16 protein-coding genes are annotated in these 16517 nt (G+C 69.9%); 14 read left to right on the top strand and 2 right to left on the bottom strand.

The features are described from left to right. Positions 1-29: 29 nt before the first annotated feature. The 7 genes from GEV10_06015 to GEV10_05985 all read left to right on the top strand — a co-directional run bounded on the left by GEV10_06015 (position 30) and on the right by GEV10_05985 (position 7017). Positions 30-1073 carry a substrate-binding domain-containing protein gene (locus GEV10_06015; protein ID MQA78023.1) on the top strand — a complete coding sequence of 348 codons (1044 nt, stop codon included), beginning with the start codon at positions 30-32 and terminating at the stop codon, positions 1071-1073. A gap of 151 nt (positions 1074-1224) precedes the next feature. Next, the gene (locus GEV10_06010) at positions 1225-2043 is read left to right on the top strand and encodes an ATP-binding cassette domain-containing protein (protein MQA78022.1); all 819 of its coding nucleotides are present in this window, start codon (positions 1225-1227) and stop codon (positions 2041-2043) included. A 2-nt stretch (positions 2044-2045) separates the two neighbouring features. Beyond that, the gene (locus tag GEV10_06005) at positions 2046-2864 is read left to right on the top strand and encodes an ABC transporter permease subunit (GenBank protein MQA78021.1); all 819 of its coding nucleotides are present in this window, start codon (positions 2046-2048) and stop codon (positions 2862-2864) included. After that, the gene (locus GEV10_06000) at positions 2861-3688 is read left to right on the top strand and encodes an ABC transporter permease subunit (protein MQA78020.1); all 828 of its coding nucleotides are present in this window, start codon (positions 2861-2863) and stop codon (positions 3686-3688) included. The genes GEV10_06005 and GEV10_06000 overlap by 4 nt, the downstream gene beginning before the upstream one ends. Then, a complete protein-coding gene (locus tag GEV10_05995) occupies positions 3685-4803 on the top strand; it encodes a hypothetical protein (protein MQA78019.1) in 1119 nt (372 codons plus the stop codon). Before GEV10_06000 ends, GEV10_05995 begins: the two co-directional genes overlap by 4 nt. Before the next feature lie 4 nt (positions 4804-4807). Then, the gene (locus GEV10_05990) at positions 4808-5977 is read left to right on the top strand and encodes a hypothetical protein (protein ID MQA78018.1); all 1170 of its coding nucleotides are present in this window, start codon (positions 4808-4810) and stop codon (positions 5975-5977) included. A gap of 29 nt (positions 5978-6006) precedes the next feature. Continuing rightward, a complete protein-coding gene (locus GEV10_05985) occupies positions 6007-7017 on the top strand; it encodes an amidohydrolase family protein (protein MQA78017.1) in 1011 nt (336 codons plus the stop codon). A gap of 86 nt (positions 7018-7103) precedes the next feature. On the opposite strand, the gene GEV10_05980 is transcribed toward GEV10_05985, so the two are convergent. Beyond that, entirely contained in the window at positions 7104-8180 is a 1077-nt protein-coding gene (locus GEV10_05980; GenBank protein MQA78016.1) for a substrate-binding domain-containing protein, read from the bottom strand. Positions 8181-8316: 136 nt separating this feature from the next. Next, positions 8317-9510, bottom strand: a complete 1194-nt coding sequence (locus tag GEV10_05975; protein ID MQA78015.1) for a M24 family metallopeptidase — start codon at positions 9508-9510, stop codon at positions 8317-8319. 40 nt (positions 9511-9550) lie between these two features. On the opposite strand from GEV10_05975, the gene GEV10_05970 reads away from it, so the two are divergent. The 7 genes from GEV10_05970 to GEV10_05940 all read left to right on the top strand — a co-directional run bounded on the left by GEV10_05970 (position 9551) and on the right by GEV10_05940 (position 16513). Then, complete coding sequence (locus GEV10_05970; GenBank protein MQA78014.1) at positions 9551-10612, top strand: alpha/beta hydrolase; 1062 nt, start codon at positions 9551-9553, stop codon at positions 10610-10612. Between the two features lie 64 nt (positions 10613-10676). Continuing rightward, a complete protein-coding gene (locus GEV10_05965) occupies positions 10677-11732 on the top strand; it encodes a hypothetical protein (GenBank protein MQA78013.1) in 1056 nt (351 codons plus the stop codon). A gap of 13 nt (positions 11733-11745) precedes the next feature. Beyond that, positions 11746-12531, top strand: coding sequence for an ATP-binding cassette domain-containing protein (locus GEV10_05960; protein ID MQA78012.1), 786 nt, complete (start codon positions 11746-11748; stop codon positions 12529-12531). Beyond that, positions 12524-13291, top strand: coding sequence for an ABC transporter permease subunit (locus GEV10_05955; GenBank protein MQA78011.1), 768 nt, complete (start codon positions 12524-12526; stop codon positions 13289-13291). Before GEV10_05960 ends, GEV10_05955 begins: the two co-directional genes overlap by 8 nt. A 106-nt stretch (positions 13292-13397) precedes the next feature. Next, positions 13398-14198 carry an ABC transporter permease subunit gene (locus GEV10_05950; protein ID MQA78010.1) on the top strand — a complete coding sequence of 267 codons (801 nt, stop codon included), beginning with the start codon at positions 13398-13400 and terminating at the stop codon, positions 14196-14198. Between the two features lie 82 nt (positions 14199-14280). After that, a complete protein-coding gene (locus GEV10_05945; protein ID MQA78009.1) occupies positions 14281-15540 on the top strand; it encodes an extracellular solute-binding protein in 1260 nt (419 codons plus the stop codon). Positions 15541-15550: 10 nt separating this feature from the next. Further along, positions 15551-16513: an ABC transporter permease subunit gene (locus GEV10_05940; protein MQA78008.1), complete on the top strand. Its 963-nt coding sequence runs from the start codon at positions 15551-15553 to the stop codon at positions 16511-16513. The last annotated feature ends 4 nt before the right edge of the window (positions 16514-16517 follow it).

The following is a 16517-nucleotide window of genomic DNA, read 5'->3' as shown; positions in this document are numbered from 1 at the left end:
GGCGGTGGCGGGTGCCTATGCTCAGCTCGATGGCGACGGGATGGCGAAGCGGCAAGCCGACGATCATCGACGTCGCCGGCCTCGCGTCCGTCCACCCCTCGACGGTGTCGCGGGCACTGAACCCCGAGGCGCGGGGCAAGGTGAGCCCTGCGACGGTGAGTCGAGTCCTCGACGCCGCGCGGAAGCTCGGCTACCAGCCGAACCCCCTCGCCCGCGGACTGAAGATCGGGAGCACGTCCACGGTCGGCATGCTGATCCCCGATCTCACCAACCCGCTCTTCCCGCCGATCGTCAGGGGCATCGAGGACCGGTTGCGCGAGGCCGGCTGGACCCTGCTGATCACGAACACGGACAACGACGTGGACAAGGAGGGCGAGCTGCTGGGGAACATGCTCGCCCAGCACGTCGACGGCCTCATTCTCGCCACCGCACGTCGGGACTACCCGCTCCTCGACGACGTGATGGGCACCGGGATGCCGGTCGTGCTCGTCAACCGGGCGAGCGAGCGCCCGTCGGTGTCCGCGGTGACCTCCGACGACTACATCGGCGTCGGACTCGCCGTCAGCCACCTCGCCTCGCTCGGGCATCGCAGGATCGCCTATGTCGGCGGTCCTCGCACCCTGTCCACCGGTCTTCATCGCCATCAGGCCTTTGTCTCCAGCATGCACGGCGAGGGCCTGGAGGTGGACGACCGAAGCATCTGCTTCGCCGAGAGCTTCCAGGAGGAACGCAGCGTCGAAGCCTTCGAGGAGCTGCTCGCCCGTGGCGTCGCGTTCACCGCCGTCGTGTGCGGCAACGACCTGATCGCGCTGGGCGGCTACGACGTCTTCAAGCGCCACGGCATCCGGGTCCCCGAGGACGTGTCGGTCGTGGGTTACAACGGCATCCCGTTCTGTGACCGGTTCGCGCCCTCGCTCACCAGCGTCCAGGTGCCGCAGTACCACATCGGGGTCACCGCGGCCGAGCTGCTGCTCGAGCTCACGACGAACAAGGACCGCCCGCCTCGCTCGGTCTCCCTGCGTCCCGAGCTCGTCGCACGTGACTCGACGGCGCCGCCCGCGGGAGCGAGATGAGTACCCGGGATTGCGGCTCGCAGGCCGCAATCGGTTGTGCACATTCGGGGCGCCGTCCCTTTACACCTCTCGCAGAGCTTCCTATACTCCACTGCAAACGATTGCTCTGGTTTGGCTCACCACGGCTCCGCCGACGGCGCCGGTAGAAGGGGTGACGCCCGTGCAGGACACGCCTCCAGCGGTGCAGGCGAGAGGGGTGACCGTCGAGTTCTCCCGGGCGCGGGAGAAGGACTCGCTGGTCGCGCTTCGAGACTTCGACGTCGAGATCGCGGCGGGGGAGTTCCTCGCGGTGGTCGGGCCGAGCGGCTGTGGCAAGAGCACGTTCCTCAACGTCGTCGCCGGTCTGGTCACCCCCACCACGGGTGAAGTACTCGTCGAGGGCAGCCCTGTCGACGGGCCGGGCCCCGAGCGGGCGGTCGTCTTCCAGGACTACGCTCTGATGCCGTGGCGCACTGTCGAGGCGAACGTCAGGTTCGGCCTCGAGATGCAGCGTCGCACTGACGACGCCACGTCCGACAGGGTCGCGCACTACATCAGGATGGTCGGTCTCGCCGGCTTCGAGCGCGCCTACCCGCGCGAGCTCTCCGGCGGCATGCGCCAGCGGGTGGGACTCGCGCGCGCACTCCTCACCGAGCCGCGCATCCTGCTCATGGACGAGCCGCTCGCGGCGGTCGACGCGATGACCCGCGAGCTGATGCAGGACGAGCTGGCCAGGATCGTGGCGACCACGGGCGCGGCCGTCCTGTTCATCACGCACAGCGTCGACGAGGCGCTCACCCTCGGCGACCGCGTCGCGGTGGTCACCAACCGGCCGGGCCGCATCAAGGAGATCGTGCACGTCGACCTCGCCAAGCCACGGGGCAAGAGCGTCCGCAACCGCAAGGAGTACATCGAGCTGCGCGAGCGCGTCTGGTCCCTGCTCGCCGCCGAGGCGCCCGCGTCCACCGCCCAGGTCGAGGCGAGCGTCTGACCATGGCCGCCGTCCCCGACCTCGCGCCCCGCGGTCCCCGACCCGCGGCCTCGGGCCGCAAGGCCGTCGTCGCGCGACTGCCAGGTCTCGCGCTGCTCGTGGCGCTCGTCGTGCTGTGGCAGGTGGTCGTCTCGGTCGGCGACATCCAGCCCGTCCTCCTGCCGGGTCCCGGTCTCGTGGCCGAGCAGCTCGGCGAGGTGTGGCAGATCGGCCTGCTGCAGTCGGCGTTCCTGTCGACGATGTACGCGCTCGGGCTCGGCCTGGTGCTCGGTGTCGTGGCCGGACTGCTGCTCGGCCTGCTGGTGGGGATGCTGCCGAGGATCGACCTCGTCGCCTCGCCGTACATGTGGGGTGTGTTCTCGACCCCCGACATCGCGCTCGTGCCGATCGTCATCCTCTGGTTCGGGTTCGGCGCGACGACCAAGGTCGGCATGGTCTTCCTCGCCGTGATGATCCCGCTCGCCCTCAGCTGCAAGGACGGCGTCCGTTCGATCGACATGTCGCTCGTCCGGGCGGCCGTGTCGTTCTGCTCGAACCGGCGCGATCTGTTCCTCAAGGTGATCGTGCCCAGCACGGTCCCGTCCATCGCGACGGGCATCCGCAACGGCATCTCGCGCGGGTTCGTCGGCGTGCTCGTGGTCGAGATGACGGTGGGCACCGACGGGCTCGGCCGCGAGGTCATGTACGCGATGCGGCAGTTCAACACCGCGCGGATGTTCGCGTTCGTCGCCGTGCTCGTCCTCATCGCGGTGGTGCTCATCACGCTGTCGAAGCGGCTGGAGTCGCTGACGTCGCGCTGGCGTGAGGAAGTGTCGCTGTGACGACGACACCGGTGCGCGAACGAGGTACGGCCACCGTCAAGTCGTTGCGCGCGCTGAACCGCCGCAGATTTACCCGCCGGCAGAAGGTCGTCTTCACGATCGTCAACTTGCTGCTCTTCTGCGTGGCATGGGAGCTGTTCGTCAGGATCACCGGCATCCCGAGCCTGCTCGTCCCGACGTTCAGCTCGGTGCTCGCCGAGATCCCGGTGATGCACCGCGAGGGCGTGCTGTGGGCCAACATCGCGGTGAGCCTGAAGATGTACGGCATCGGCATGGTCATCTCGATCGTCGTCGGTCTTCCGCTCGGCATGGTGATCGGCGGTGTCAAGGCGCTCGACCGCACCATCGCGCCGTACGTCTGGGCGCTCAACACCCTGCCCCGACTGATCCTGATGCCGCTGATCCTGCTGTGGGTGGGCATCAACGACACCGCGCGCGTGCTGCTGATCGTCCTCAGCGCGGTGCCCGCGATCATGGTGGTCGTCATGGACGGTGTGAAGACCGTCGACAGCACGCTGCTCAAGGCGGCGCGGGCGTTCTGCGCCGACCGCAGGCTCGTGTTCACCCGCGTCGTACTCCCCTCGACCGTCCCGTTCGTCGCGACGGCGGTGCGCATGGGCGTCTCGCGCGGCCTCATCGGCCTGTTCATCGGTGAGCTCTTCACCGCCGCGAACGGCGTCGGCTACGTCATGGTGACCGCGGGTCGGAGCTTCGACTCCGCGCGCGTCTACCTGATGCTGTTCGTCTTCGTCGCCTTCAGCGTCGCGGTCGTGGGACTCACCCAGTGGTTGGAGGGCAGGGCATCTCGCTGGCGGTCGGTATGAGCCAGCGATCCGTACAACGACGTAATCGAGCATCGGCACAGTACCGGGGGGACCAACGAGTGAGGTGGCTCCAGATGCCAGGGATCAAGCGAGTGAAGTTCGTCGGGTTGGCGATGGTGGTGGCCCTCCTCGGCACGGCGTGCGGCTCGGGTGGCGGTGACGACGAGGGATCGTCGTTGTCGCTCGACCAGGTGCGCATGGCGATGGACAACGACGACTTCATGAACCAGATCGGCTGGATCGCGGCCGAGAAGCGCTACTGGCCCGATCTCGGGTTCGGCGAGAAGGCAAAGGTCGTCGCCACCGCTGACTACATGGCGGGTCTGATCGGCGGCGACGTGTGGGTGGCCCAGGGCGAGAGCTCTGACATCTGGCCGGCGACCGCCGAGGGTAGCGTCGACCTCAAGATCATCGGGGTCGAGAAGGACACCGAGGCCCAGTTCCTCGGCATCCGTAAGGGCGTCGACCCGAACAAGCTCGAGGGACTGCGGATCAGCGGCGGTGCGGCGGGTGACCGCAACATCGCGGTCGGTCGGCAGGCGCTCACCGCGGAAGGCGTCGACCCGGACAAGATGAAGTGGGTCTCGGTGCCCGGTGGCGCCGACGACCGGCTGCAGGTGCTGCTCGCTGGCAAGATCGACGTTGCCGTGCTCCAGCCTCGTCACCTCACGCAGCTGAAGAAGGGTGGCGGCACGATGATCTACGAGAACTACAAGGCCCTGCCGCAGGAGGTCTGGGTCGTCACGGCAAAGACCATGAAGGAGAACAAGGACGCCGTGTGCGCGTTCGTCGAGGGCCGGGTCGCCGCGAAGCAGTGGCTCTCCGCGGGCAAGGACCACGTGACCAACAGGGACGCCGCGATCGCGCTCGGCAAGGAGTACGGACACGAGCCGTCCGCGGGCGAGGTCGAGCAGTGGGCCAACGAGATGACCAAGAACTGGTCGCTCGACGGCGGTGCGCCTGCGGAGGGGTTCGACGAGTGGACCCGCGACATGATCACCGCGGGCGACGTGCCGAAGGGCTACAAGTGGCGTGACCACGCCGATCTCAGTTGTCTCCGGCAGGCGCAGGAGAAGCTGAAGCTGAAGGTGAATCCGAAGTCGGAAGAGGGCTGACCGGGTGACGGGAACCGCCGACGCCCGCGGTCTGCGTACCGTCGGGCACAGCGACCTCGGCGGATACGGCGACGGCATGCAGGTCATGCGCGCGGGCGACGCCCTGTACGTCGGCCACTTCGGGCCGAGCGGCATGGGCACGTCGGTGCTCGACGTGACCGACCCGACCGCGCCCGTCCTCGTCGAGCAGTGGCCGGCGCCGACCGGCAGCCACTCGCACAAGGTGCAGGTCGCCGACGGCCTGCTGCTGGTGAACCACGAACGGTTCCGCGGCGGCGACCCGTACGCCGCGGGCATGGCCGTGTACTCACTCGAGGATCCGTTCTACCCGCGCCCGGTCGGCTACTTCAGGTCGACCGGGCAGGGCGTGCACCGCATCGTCTGGACGGGCGGCGACCACGCGTACGTGTCGGCGATCCCCGAGGGCTTCGACGACCGCATCTGGGTCGTGGTCGACATGCGCGACCCGGAGCGGCCGGTCGAGGCCGGGCGGTGGTGGTGGCCAGGCACCTGGGCGGGCGGCGGCGAGGTGCCCGACTCCCCCGCGGGCAAGCGCTACGCGGCGCACCATGCGCTCGTGTCAGGTGACCGCGCGTACCTCGGATACGGCGACGCCGGCATGGTGATCCTCGACATCGCCGACCCGACAGCGCCCAAGGAGGTCTCCCGGCTGAACTGGTCGCCGGGCGGTGACACGCACACCGTGCTGCCGCTGCCGGGCCGCGACCTCGTAGTCGTCACCGACGAGGTGGTGGTCGACAGGTGTGCAGCGGAGCCCCACCACATCCGCGTCGTCGACGTGAGTGACGAGCAGGCCCCTCGCGTCGTCGGCGTCTGCCCGACGCCCGAGGGCGACTTCTGTGAGCGCGGTCTGCGCTTCGGTCCGCACAACCTGCACGAGAACCGGCCGGGCAGCTACCGCAGCGAGCGGATCGTCCTCGCCACGTACTTCAACGCCGGAGTACGGGTGTACGACCTCGCGGATCCGTCGGCCCCCGAGGAGGTCGCGCACTGGGTGCCCGACACGCCGTCCGGCCAGGAGGCCGTCCAGTCCAACGACCTGTTCGTCGACGAGGACCTCCGCGTCTACGTGTCCGACCGGGTGACCGGCGGGGTCTCGATCCTCGAGCCCGACGACGGGCTCGCCGCACGCATGGCGGAGGCGCGGTCGTGACGTCGAGAGGGCGTCCGAGTTCCACTGGCATGCACAGGGCGACGACCGACGTACATGCCCACTGCATGCCGGTGGGTCTCGTGGAGGCGCTGCGACGAGACGGAGACCGCTACGGCATCGAGATCGTCACCCGCGACGGCACGCGCACGGCGCGGATCGCGGGCCGGGTCGACGCGGGCCCGCTGCGCGCGGACTTCGAGGACGTCGACGCCCGGATCGCCGCGATGGACCGCGCCGGCGTCCACACCCAGATCCTGTCGAGCTGGATCGACCTGACGGCGTACGCCCTACCCGTGCCGGAGGGTGCGCGCTACGCGCGGATGTTCAACGAGCTGCTCGCCGAGACCGCCGCGCTGCACCCGGAGCGGTTCCTCGCGCTCGGCACCGCGCCGTTGCAGTCGGGGTCGCACGCGAGCGACGAGCTCAGGCACGCCGTCGAGGTCCTCGGCATGGTCGGTGTCGAGATCGCGACGACCGTCGACGGCCGCGAGCTCGACGATCCCGAGCTCACGCCGTTCTGGCGCACGGCCGAGGAGCTCGGCTGCCTCGTACTCGTCCACCCGTACGAGTCGCTCGCCGGACGCTCGCTGCCCCGGTACTTCCTGCGCAACCTCGTCGGCAACCCGGCCGAGAGCACGATCGCCGTGGCGCATCTGGTCTTCGGCGGCGTGCTCGAACGCTTTCCCGCCCTCCGTGTCTGCGTCGTCCACGGAGGCGGCTTCCTGCCGTACCAGTCGGGACGTCTCGACCGCGGTTTCGCGGCGGTGCCGAAGCACACCGCGGCGCACCTGACCCGGCCGCCGAGCGAGTGGCTCAGGCGCCTCTACTTCGACACGGTGCTCCACGACCCGGCGCTGCTGGCGGTGCTCGTCGACATCGTCGGCGCCGACCACGTCCTGCTCGGCAGCGACTACCCGTTCGAGATGGGCGACCCCGACCCGGTGGCCACGGTCGAGGCGATCCCCGGCCTCGACGACGAGCAGCGCGCCCTCATCCTGGGCGGCAACGCCGACCGCCTGGTGAGCGAGCTCGCCTCGTAGGCACCTCACCTCGTGAACGTGGACTGCACCTCGTCCCGGCACGAGGTGAAGTCCCTGTTGATCACGTTGACGTGATCAACGTGGACCTAGCTGCGGGTGGGGGCGGCGGTGGAGCGGCGCACGACGAGGCTGAGGGGGAGCAGCACCGAGCGCGGGTGCCGGCTCGGCTGCTCGAGCTCGTCGAGCAGCAGCCGCGCGGCCTCGGCACCGATGTCGTACTGCGGGATGCGGACGGTGGTGAGCGCCGGTTGGAGCTTGTCCATCACCGGGATGTCGTTGAACCCGACGATGGAGACGTGCTGTGGGATGCGCATGCCGCGCTCGGCGAAGACGTCGTAGCAGCCGAGCGCGATCAGGTCGTTGCCGGCGAGGATCGCCGTGAAGTCGTCGGTCGCGTCGAGGAGTCGCCGCAGGCCGTCGGCGCCCGCCGTCTCCGTCCACGCGTCGCAGACGGCGATGCGCTCGGGCACGTTCGGCAGGTCGTGGTCGTCGAGCGCCTGGCGGAACGCGCGGAGCCGGTTGACGCCGGTCGAGGTGTCCTGTGGCCCCGCCAGGTGGGCGATCGTGCGGTGCCCGAGCTCCGCGAGGTGGCGCATCGCCAGCGCGACCCCGGCGGCATCGTCGGCTGTGACGGACGGGATGTCGGTCTTCGCCACGCGCCGGTTGACGAGCACCATGGGGGTGTCGGCCGCCGCGAGATCTTCGAGCAGCCGGTGGTCGAGCCGGGCGGTGGCGAACACGAACCCCTCGACGTTGCGGTCGCGCAGCGAGTCGACGGCGGCGGCCTCGCGCTCGGCGTCGTTGTCGGTGTTGACGATCCAGGCGTTGTAGCCCACGTGGGAGAGGAAGTCCTCGATGCCGCGCACGATGGGTGGGAACAGCGGGTTGGTCAGGTCGGGGATGAGCAGGCCCACGCTCGCGGACCTGGCGGTCTTGAGGCTCCGCGCGATGGGGTTGGGTCGGTAGCCCAGCGACTGCGCGATCCCGTCGACGCGGTCGGCCGTCTCGTCGTTGACCAGGTGCCGGGTCGCGGGGTTGAGAGCGCGTGACGCTGTCGCCGGGTGCACCCCGGCACGGGTCGCCACGTCGCGTAGAGTCGGTCGTCGCACGCCCGCATCGTATGCGGCCGCCTTGCGGCGGCCCTTCCGCGCCTCTGTGCTCATGCGCGCCCGCCTCCTCGCTCTGCTCCGGCGGCAGCCGCGGTGACGTTCACGCGACCTCCTGTCACATCGCGGCTCCCACCTCCGCGGCGCTCGTCGAGCTCCTGTGCTCCCGGGCCGCCGCCGCTTCCGACGCCCTTCACCGCGGGACCCGCAGGAGCCCGGGCCGGAACGCGTGCAGCGACCGGCAGCCGTCCTCGGTGACGACGACCATCTCGCCGGTCTGCACCCCGGCCGACAGGTCGGCCGTGCACACGTTCGGTTGGACGACGATCGTCATGCCGGCGCACAGCGGCTCGGCGTGCAGGCCCGTGGGCCGCGACGTACGGCCGCTCAGCACCGGCGGGAGGTAGCCGCCGCCGAGGCCGTGCACGAGGTCGTCGACGAGGGTGAGCCCCTCCGCGCGCAACGGGTCGAGGACGTCGAGCAGGTCGGCGGGCCGCACGCCGGGACGGATGCGGGCGAGCAGGTCGTCGAGGATCGTTGCGGCCGCCCAGTGCAGGTGGGCGTACAGGGGCGTCGGCGGAGAGGCGACGGTGGCGGTGCGCAGCAGCTGGGCGGGGTAGTCCGCGCCCCAGCCCGCGCTCAGCTCGAACACGACGACCGAGCCCGGCTCGGCCCTGCGGTCGCCCGGCCATTGGGCGGGGACGCACCGGTCGGGCGCCGCCATCGGCGTCGTCGTCACGTAGCAGATGTGGTGCGTGCCGCCCGCCGGCCGGTACGAGCGCTCCGCGGCGGCGACCATCTCGCGCTCGCTCGCGCCCTCGCCCGCGGCGTCGAGCAGCGCGCCGGCGGCCAGGTCGGTCAGCGCGGCGGCGTGCTCCAGCCACGCCAGCTCCTCCACCGACTTGGTCGTGCGCAGGCGGGTGTACGCCGCGTCGAGCCCGACGACGTCCGTGCCGCGTGACGCGAGAGCGGCGCGGACGGGGCCCGGTGCCGGGCCGATCACGCCGATCCTCCGCCGTGGTCCACCGTGGTTCAGCGCGTCGGCCACGACGGCCGCGGTGTCGTCGTCGAGCACGCCCACCTCATCGCCGAGACCCGCGGCCTCGACGGTCCGCCGCGCGTCCGGTACGTGGTTGGGGAAGCCGACGAACAGCCGCGCCGACCCGTCGGGATCGAGCAGGACGACGGCCTCTCTGGTGACCGGCCAGGTCGTGAGCCAGCCGACGGAGCTGCCCGCGCGGTTCGCGCCGTACGCGACGACGACGTCGGCGCCCTGCGCGGCCGCCGCCTCGCTCAGGCGTCTCCGGCGGTCGCGCAGCTCCTCCGCGCTGAACGGCGGCGGTGGTCCGCCGACCCGTGTTGTCGTCGTTGACACAGGAACGATCATCGGAAACTATGCACTCGATTGCAAGTGGTGGAGGTCATTCATGGACGAACGCGTCGCGTCGGCGATCGCGAACTGGGCACCCCGGTTCACCACGAACGGCGTGGCGGTCAGCGACTTCGAACGGGTCACGAAGGCGCTGGAGACCTGGGACGACTGGTGCTCCTCGTGGTCCGCGGTGGCGGCCGAGCACGAGGAGATCGCCGCCGAGGCGCTCGCGGAGGAGCGGCTGCGGTCGGCGGGCCAGCACTACGCGCAGGCCGCCGTCTACTTCCACTTCGCCAAGTACCTCTACGTGCACGACGTCGACCAGATGCGCGTCGCCCACGCCTCCGCGGTGCGCTGCCTCGACCTCGCGCTGCCGCATCTCGACCCGCCGGGCCGGCGCGTCGAGATCCCCTACCGCGGATCGACGCTGGTGGGGATCCTGCGACTGCCGGCGGGTGACGGGCCGCATCCGTTGGTGGTCATGGTGCCCGGCCTCGACTCCGCCAAGGAGGAGTTCAGGTCGACGGAGGCGCTGTTCCTCGAGCGCGGCCTCGGCACGTTCAGCGTCGACGGACCCGGCCAGGGTGAGGCCGAGTACGACCTGCCCATCCAGGGGGACTGGGAGGTCCCCGGTGCCGTGATCCTCGACGCCGTCTCCGCGCTCGACGGGGTCGACGCGTCGCGCATCGGTGTGTGGGGCGTGAGCCTCGGTGGCTACTACGCGCCGCGGATCGCGAGCGGCGACCCGCGCGTACGGGCGTGCGTCGCCCTCGCGGGTCCGTACGACTTCGGCGCCTGCTGGGACCAGCTGCCGGCGCTGACGCGTGACGCGTTCCGGGTGCGGTCGTGGTCGGCGGACGACGACGAGGCGCGCGGGGTGGCGCACACGCTGAGCCTGGACGGGCGCACGGCGTCGATCCGCTGCCCTCTGCTCGTCGTGACCGGCAGGCTCGACCGGCTGATCCCGTACCGCGACGCCGAGCGTCTCGCGAGCGAGGCGGCCGGCCAGACGACGTTGCTGCTGCTCGACGACGGCAACCACGGCTGCATGAACGTCGCGGCCAGGCACCGGCAGAAGACGGCGGACTGGATGACGGTCCAGCTTTCGGACCACTGACACTTGACGGTCTCCGGCGGCGTCGACTACCGTCACATAGCAATCGATTGCAAAGAGGCATCCGATGGACGCAGGCGACGGATCCGGCAGGACGTGGTGGCGGCGGCACCGAGGGGTGGCCCTGGTGGCGGCCGGGCTGCTCGCCCTCGTCTCGGCGTGCTCGGGGGGTGGCGACGACGGCGGCGGTGAGCTCGAGCCGATCAAGGTGAGCATGCCCGTCATCCCGCCGAACTTCGTGCACGTGATGGTGTGGGTCGCGCAGGAGCAGGGCTTCTACGAGGACTTCGGCCTCGACGTCGAGATCGTCAGCCTCGACACCGGTGTCACGGCCTTGCGCGGCGCCGAGGCCGGCTCGGCCGACATCGCCGCCGTGCCGACGCCCACGCTCATCAACGCGGTGGCGAAGGGTGGCACGGCGAAGGGCTTCTACACCTACTCGCCGAAGCTCGACGCGCAGCTCGTCGTCTCGCCCGACATCAAGAAGTGCGCGGATCTGCGCGGCAAGGTCGTCGGCGTCGACGAGGTCGGCGGGTTCGCCGAGGTGCTGACCAGGAAGTACTACAGCTCCTGCGGGCTGAGGCAGTCCGACCTCAAGTACGGCAACTTCCCCGGCGCCGAGGGGCAGGCGATGGCGCAGGGGCAGGCCGTGTCGGGAATCCTGCACATCGACGAGGCCAAGGGCGTCATGCAGCAGTTCCCCAAGGCGAAGCTCCGGCCGCTCGTCAACCTGTGGGACACCGACCCCGACTGGCACTACGCCGGCTACGCCGCGCCGCAGAAGATCCTCGACGACAAGCGCGACGAGATGGTCGCGTTCACCGCGGCCAACATCAAGGCCAACGCGTTCATGCGCGACACGGCCAACAAGGCGAAGGTGCTCGACACGGCGGTCGAGGTCACCGAGCTCGACCGCAAGATCCTCTCGACCACGTACGACACGTTCATCGAGGACGAGATGTGGCCGACCGACAACGGGTACCCGCGGAAGATGGTCGACTACACCGCCGACCAGCAGGTGGAGCTGGGCACGCTCGACGAAGGCGAGAAGCCGTCGTACGACGACCTCGTCGACGGCACCATCTTCGACGACGCGAAGAAGCTCGTCGACCAGCAGAGCTGAGGAGCCGCGAACAGTGGCGAGTGTGGCGATCGACGGGCTCGCGAAGCACTTCGGGGCCCTGCGGGTCTTCGACGACCTGCACCTCGACGTCGCCGACGACGAGTTCGTGTCGATCCTCGGCCCGAGCGGTTGCGGCAAGACCACGCTGCTGCGCCTGGTCGCCGGGCTCGAAGACCCCACTGCGGGCTCGTTGCGGGTCAGCGACGAGGAGGTGACGGGTCCGCGCCCGAACATGGCCGTGGTGTTCCAGAACTTCCGGCTGCTGCCGTGGCGCACCGTCGAGGACAACGTCGCGTACGGCGTGCGGCTGCGCGGTGGCGGCAGGAAGGCCGCGCGCGAGCAGGTCGGGCGCTACATCGCGATGGTCGGCCTCGAGGGCTGGGAGAAGAAGTATCCGTACCAGCTCTCCGGTGGCATGCAGCAGCGCGTGGGTCTGGCCAGGGCCCTTGCCATCGACCCCGCGCTGCTGCTGATGGACGAGCCGTTCGGCGCGCTCGACGCGCAGACGCGCGAGCAGATGCAGGAGGAGCTGCTGCGCATCTGGCACACCGACCGCAAGACCGTCCTGTTCGTCACGCACGCCATCGACGAGGCGATCGTGCTGTCCGACCGGGTCATCGTGATGCAGGCGGGGCCCGGCCGGATCGTCGACGACATCGCCATCCCGTTCGAGCGCCCGCGCGACGCTCCGCGGATCAGGCTCGACCCGAGGTTCACCGAGCTGAGGGCGCGGATGTGGTCGCTGCTGCGCCAGGAGCCCGCTCCCGAGCACGCGGCCGGGGGGATCTCGGGTGACTGACCGGCGCATGTCGAGGCGCCGGCTGTGGACCCTGCGGATCTGCTTCGCCGCCCTGCTCCTCGTCGCGTGGTACGTCCTCGCGAACACGACGAGCAGGCTGTTCCTCGCGACGCCGGACAAGATCGGCGCCGGCATCGCCGAGTCGGTACGCGCGGGCGAGTTCCTCGCCTTCCTGAAGCCGACGGCCCACATCCTCGGCATCGGCGCGGGGTTCGGCGTGCTCGTGGGCGTGCCGATGGGGTTGCTCGTCGGAAGGTTCCGTCGCCTCTACTGGCTGACCGAGGCGCCGGTCAACATCCTGTACACCACGCCGCTCGTCGCACTGATCCCGTTCATCCTGGTGATCGTCGGCTTCAACACCACGGCGAAGGTCATCATCGTCTTCCTGTTCACGGTGCTGCCCGTGCTCATCAACACCACGGTGGGCGTCCGCACGGTCGACGCCGACCTCTTCGAGCTCGCGCGGTCGTACTGCGCCAGGGAGTGGACGGTCTGGCGCGACGTCATCGTCCCCGGCGCGCTGCCCGCGGTCATGACCGGACTCCGGCTCGGTCTCGTCCACGCGCTCGTCGGCGCCGTGCTCGCCGACTTCTACGCGGGCGCCAGCGGCTTCGGCTACCTGATCATCAAGTACTCCAACCAGTTCGACATCGCCGCCGCGCTCGGGCCTGTGGTGGTGCTCGCCGTCACCGGGATCGCGGTCGCGGGCCTCCTCAAGTGGTTCCAGCGCCGGCTCTCGCCCTGGCAGGCGGGACCATGACTGTGCCTCCCGCCGCCCTCCTCCGCTCCGCTCCTCGCTCAGGCGCGCTCAGCATCGGGCGTGCGGGCTCCGTCCTCGCTGCGATGCTCACTTTGGAGGGCGGCTCATGACGCAGCAGGTCGCGGTACGACCGCGCCGCCGCGCCGAGAGCGCGACCCAGCGACGCCTGCTGTGGTGGGCAGGGCTGTTGCTCATCCCGGTCGTCTGGCAGGTCTTCTCGTGGTTCTCCGAGAGCCCGCTGATCGTCGGGCCCGCCGAGGTCGCGGTCGCCGCGGTCGACCTCGTCGCGCGCGGTGAGCTGCTGTCCGCGGCGTCGTCGAGCATGCTCGTCTTCGTCCTCGGCATCGGCTGCGGCACGGCGGTGGGCCTGCTCGTCGGCATCCTGGTCGGCCGGTTCCGTTCCGTCGATGTCGTCCTCGACCCGTACATCTCCGCGCTCTACGCGACCCCGCTCGTCGCGGTGATCCCGGTGCTCATCGTGGCCCTGGGCTTCGGCCTGCAGGCCAAGGTGGTCATCGTCGCGATGTTCGCGTTCTTCCCGGTGGCGCTCAACGCCGCCACCGGCGTGCGCAGCGTCCCGCGCGACCTCGACGAGCTCGCCAGGTCGTACTGCTCGACCGAGCTGCAGGCGTGGCGCGACGTCCTCATCCCCGGCGCGCTCCCGTACATCGTCACGGGCCTGCGGCTCGCCGTCGGCCGGGCGCTCATCGCGGTCGTGGTCGCGGAGTTCTCGACGGCCGTCACCGGTCTCGGGTCGTTGATCCTGCGGTTCTCCCGGCGCTTCGACATGGCGGAGTCGCTGGTCCCCGTCGTCCTGCTGATGGCCGTCGGCTTCGCCCTCTACACGCTGCTGAAGCGCGTGGAGGCACGCCTGACCCCGTGGTTGGTGCGGCCCGAGGCGTCGTAGCCCTTGACTTGACCGTTCGCGTTGCCTAGAAATCTCCCATGGGTCTGTACAACGTTGTACGACCAACCCCTGGAGGCATCCGATGACGGCGCAGCACTCCCTCCCCGGCCCCAGCCGACGTGACGTCCTCCGTGGAGCGGGTGGGCTCGCGGCGCTCGGCGCGCTCGCGGCCTGTGGCAGCAACACCGGGCGGCCCCAGGAGGACACCACCGGCCTCTCGCAGTGGTACCACCAGTACGGCGAGGCGGGCACGCAGCAGGCGGCGAAGCGCTACGCGAAGGCGTACAAGGACGCGAGCGTCTCGGTGCAGTGGGTGCCGGGCGACTATGCCAAGAAGCTGTCGTCCGGCCTGCTGTCGAGCGACGGTCCCGACGTCTTCGAGTACCAGTTCAACCAGAGCCTGGCGAAGGCGAAGCAGGTCGTCGCACTCGACGACGTCGTCGCGGACGTCAAGGACGACTTCAACGAGATCGACCTGGCGACGAACACGTACGAGGGCAAGCTGTACGGCATCAGGATGATCGACGACCCGCAGCTGATCTACTACCGCAAGAGCCTGCTGAGCAAGGCGGGCATCGAGCCGCCGGACACCGTCGACAAGCTCGTCGCCGCGGCGAAGGCCCTGACCAGGGACAAGCGCAAGGGCCTGTTCGCCGGCAATGACCCAGGGTTGCCACTCGGCCAGGTGGCTCTGGTGGCGGCCGGGCACGACCTGCTGACCGAGGGAGACCGGCCGGAGCCCGACCTCGCCAACGCGCGCACGGCGAAGGCGCTGTCGGCGTTGCGGCAGATGTACGTCGACAAGAGCCTGCTGGTCGGCAACCCCACCGACTGGACCGACCCGTCCGCGTTCACCCAGGAGCTCGTGGCGATGCAGTGGCTCGGCCTGTGGGCGATGCCGGCGGTGCAGAAGGCGTTCGGCGACGACTTCGGCGTGCTCCCGTTCCCGGCACTGGACGATGAGGGAAAGGCCAGCGTCTACTCGGGCGGCTGGACGGCGTTCGTCTCCGCCAAGGCCAAGGACGTCGACGCGGCCAAGGCGTACCTCAAGTGGCTGTGGGTCGACAAGACCGACTTCCAGGAGGACTGGTGCCTCAGCTACGGGTTCCATATCCCGCCGCGCAAGAGCCTCGCCGAGAAGGCCGAGAAGCTGCAGAGCGGGCCCGCGGCCGAGGCCGTGCGGCTCAACTCCGAGCGGGGCATCGCCGACTTCCCCGCGTGGACCCCGACCATGCGTACCGCCTTCAACGACGCGGTCAACAGGATCGTCCGCAAGGGCACGAAGCCGCAGACCGAGATGACGAAGGTGGCCGCCAAGGTGCGTAAGGAACTCGCGGGCTGACGGCGGCGTCATGAGTCAGATCGCCGCCAAGCCACAGCCTGTCACCCCTCCGCCCGCGCCGTCGCGGGTGCGCGGCAAGGGCATCCGCGGCAACACCCTGTGGTTCTGGATCTTCGTCGGGCCGTTCCTGATCGGGCTGCTCGTCTTCACCTACGTGCCGCTGGTGTGGAGCGCGGTCCTGAGCTTCTTCGAGGCGCAGAACACCGTGACCCCGACCGAGTTCGTCGGCGTGCGCAACTACGTCGACATGCTGACGAACGGCAACTTCATCTCGTCGCTCGTCACGTTCAGCCTGTTCGCGCTGTTCATCGTGCCGGGCACGTTCGCGCTGTCGCTCGCGCTCGCGCTGCTGCTCCACCGGGCCCGGTTCCTGCGCGGGTTCTTCCGGTCGGTGTTCTTCCTGCCGACGGCGTGCTCGTACGTCGTCGCGTGCCTGGTGTGGAAGCTCTCGATCTTCAACGGGGTGCGGTTCGGGCTCGCGAACACCGTGCTCGGCTGGTTCGGCCAGGAGCCCGTCGCGTGGCTCGCCACCGTCGACCCGCCGCTGTACTGGCTGCCGATCCTCACCGCGCGGCTGTGGCTGCAGTCGGGCTTCTACATGATCCTGTTCCTCGCCGCGCTGCAGCGCATCCCGCGCGAGCTGTACGAGGCGGCGTACGTCGACGGCGCGAAGCCCGGCTGGCAGACGTTCTGGAACATCACGCTGCCGCAGATCCGAACGACGTCGGTGGCGGTGCTGCTGCTGAACCTGATCGCGGCGTACCAGGCGTTCGACGAGTTCTACAACCTGCTCGGCAACGTGCCGTTCGCGCGGCCGCCGCTGGTCTACCTGTACTACACCGCGCTCGGCGACGTGCAGGACTTCGGCCACGGCAGTGCCGGCGCGCTGATGCTCGGGCTGCTGATCGTGCTGATCAGCCTGCTCCAGGGCAGGGTGCTCGGGCTCGGGCGCACCCCGGACGCGGAACGGTGAGGTG

The organism is Streptosporangiales bacterium (assembly GCA_009379955.1).
Taxonomy (GTDB): Bacteria; Actinomycetota; Actinomycetes; order Streptosporangiales; family WHST01; genus WHST01.
The sequence above is the reverse complement of the archived record's forward strand: the minus strand, read 5'-3'. Positions and strand labels throughout refer to the sequence as shown.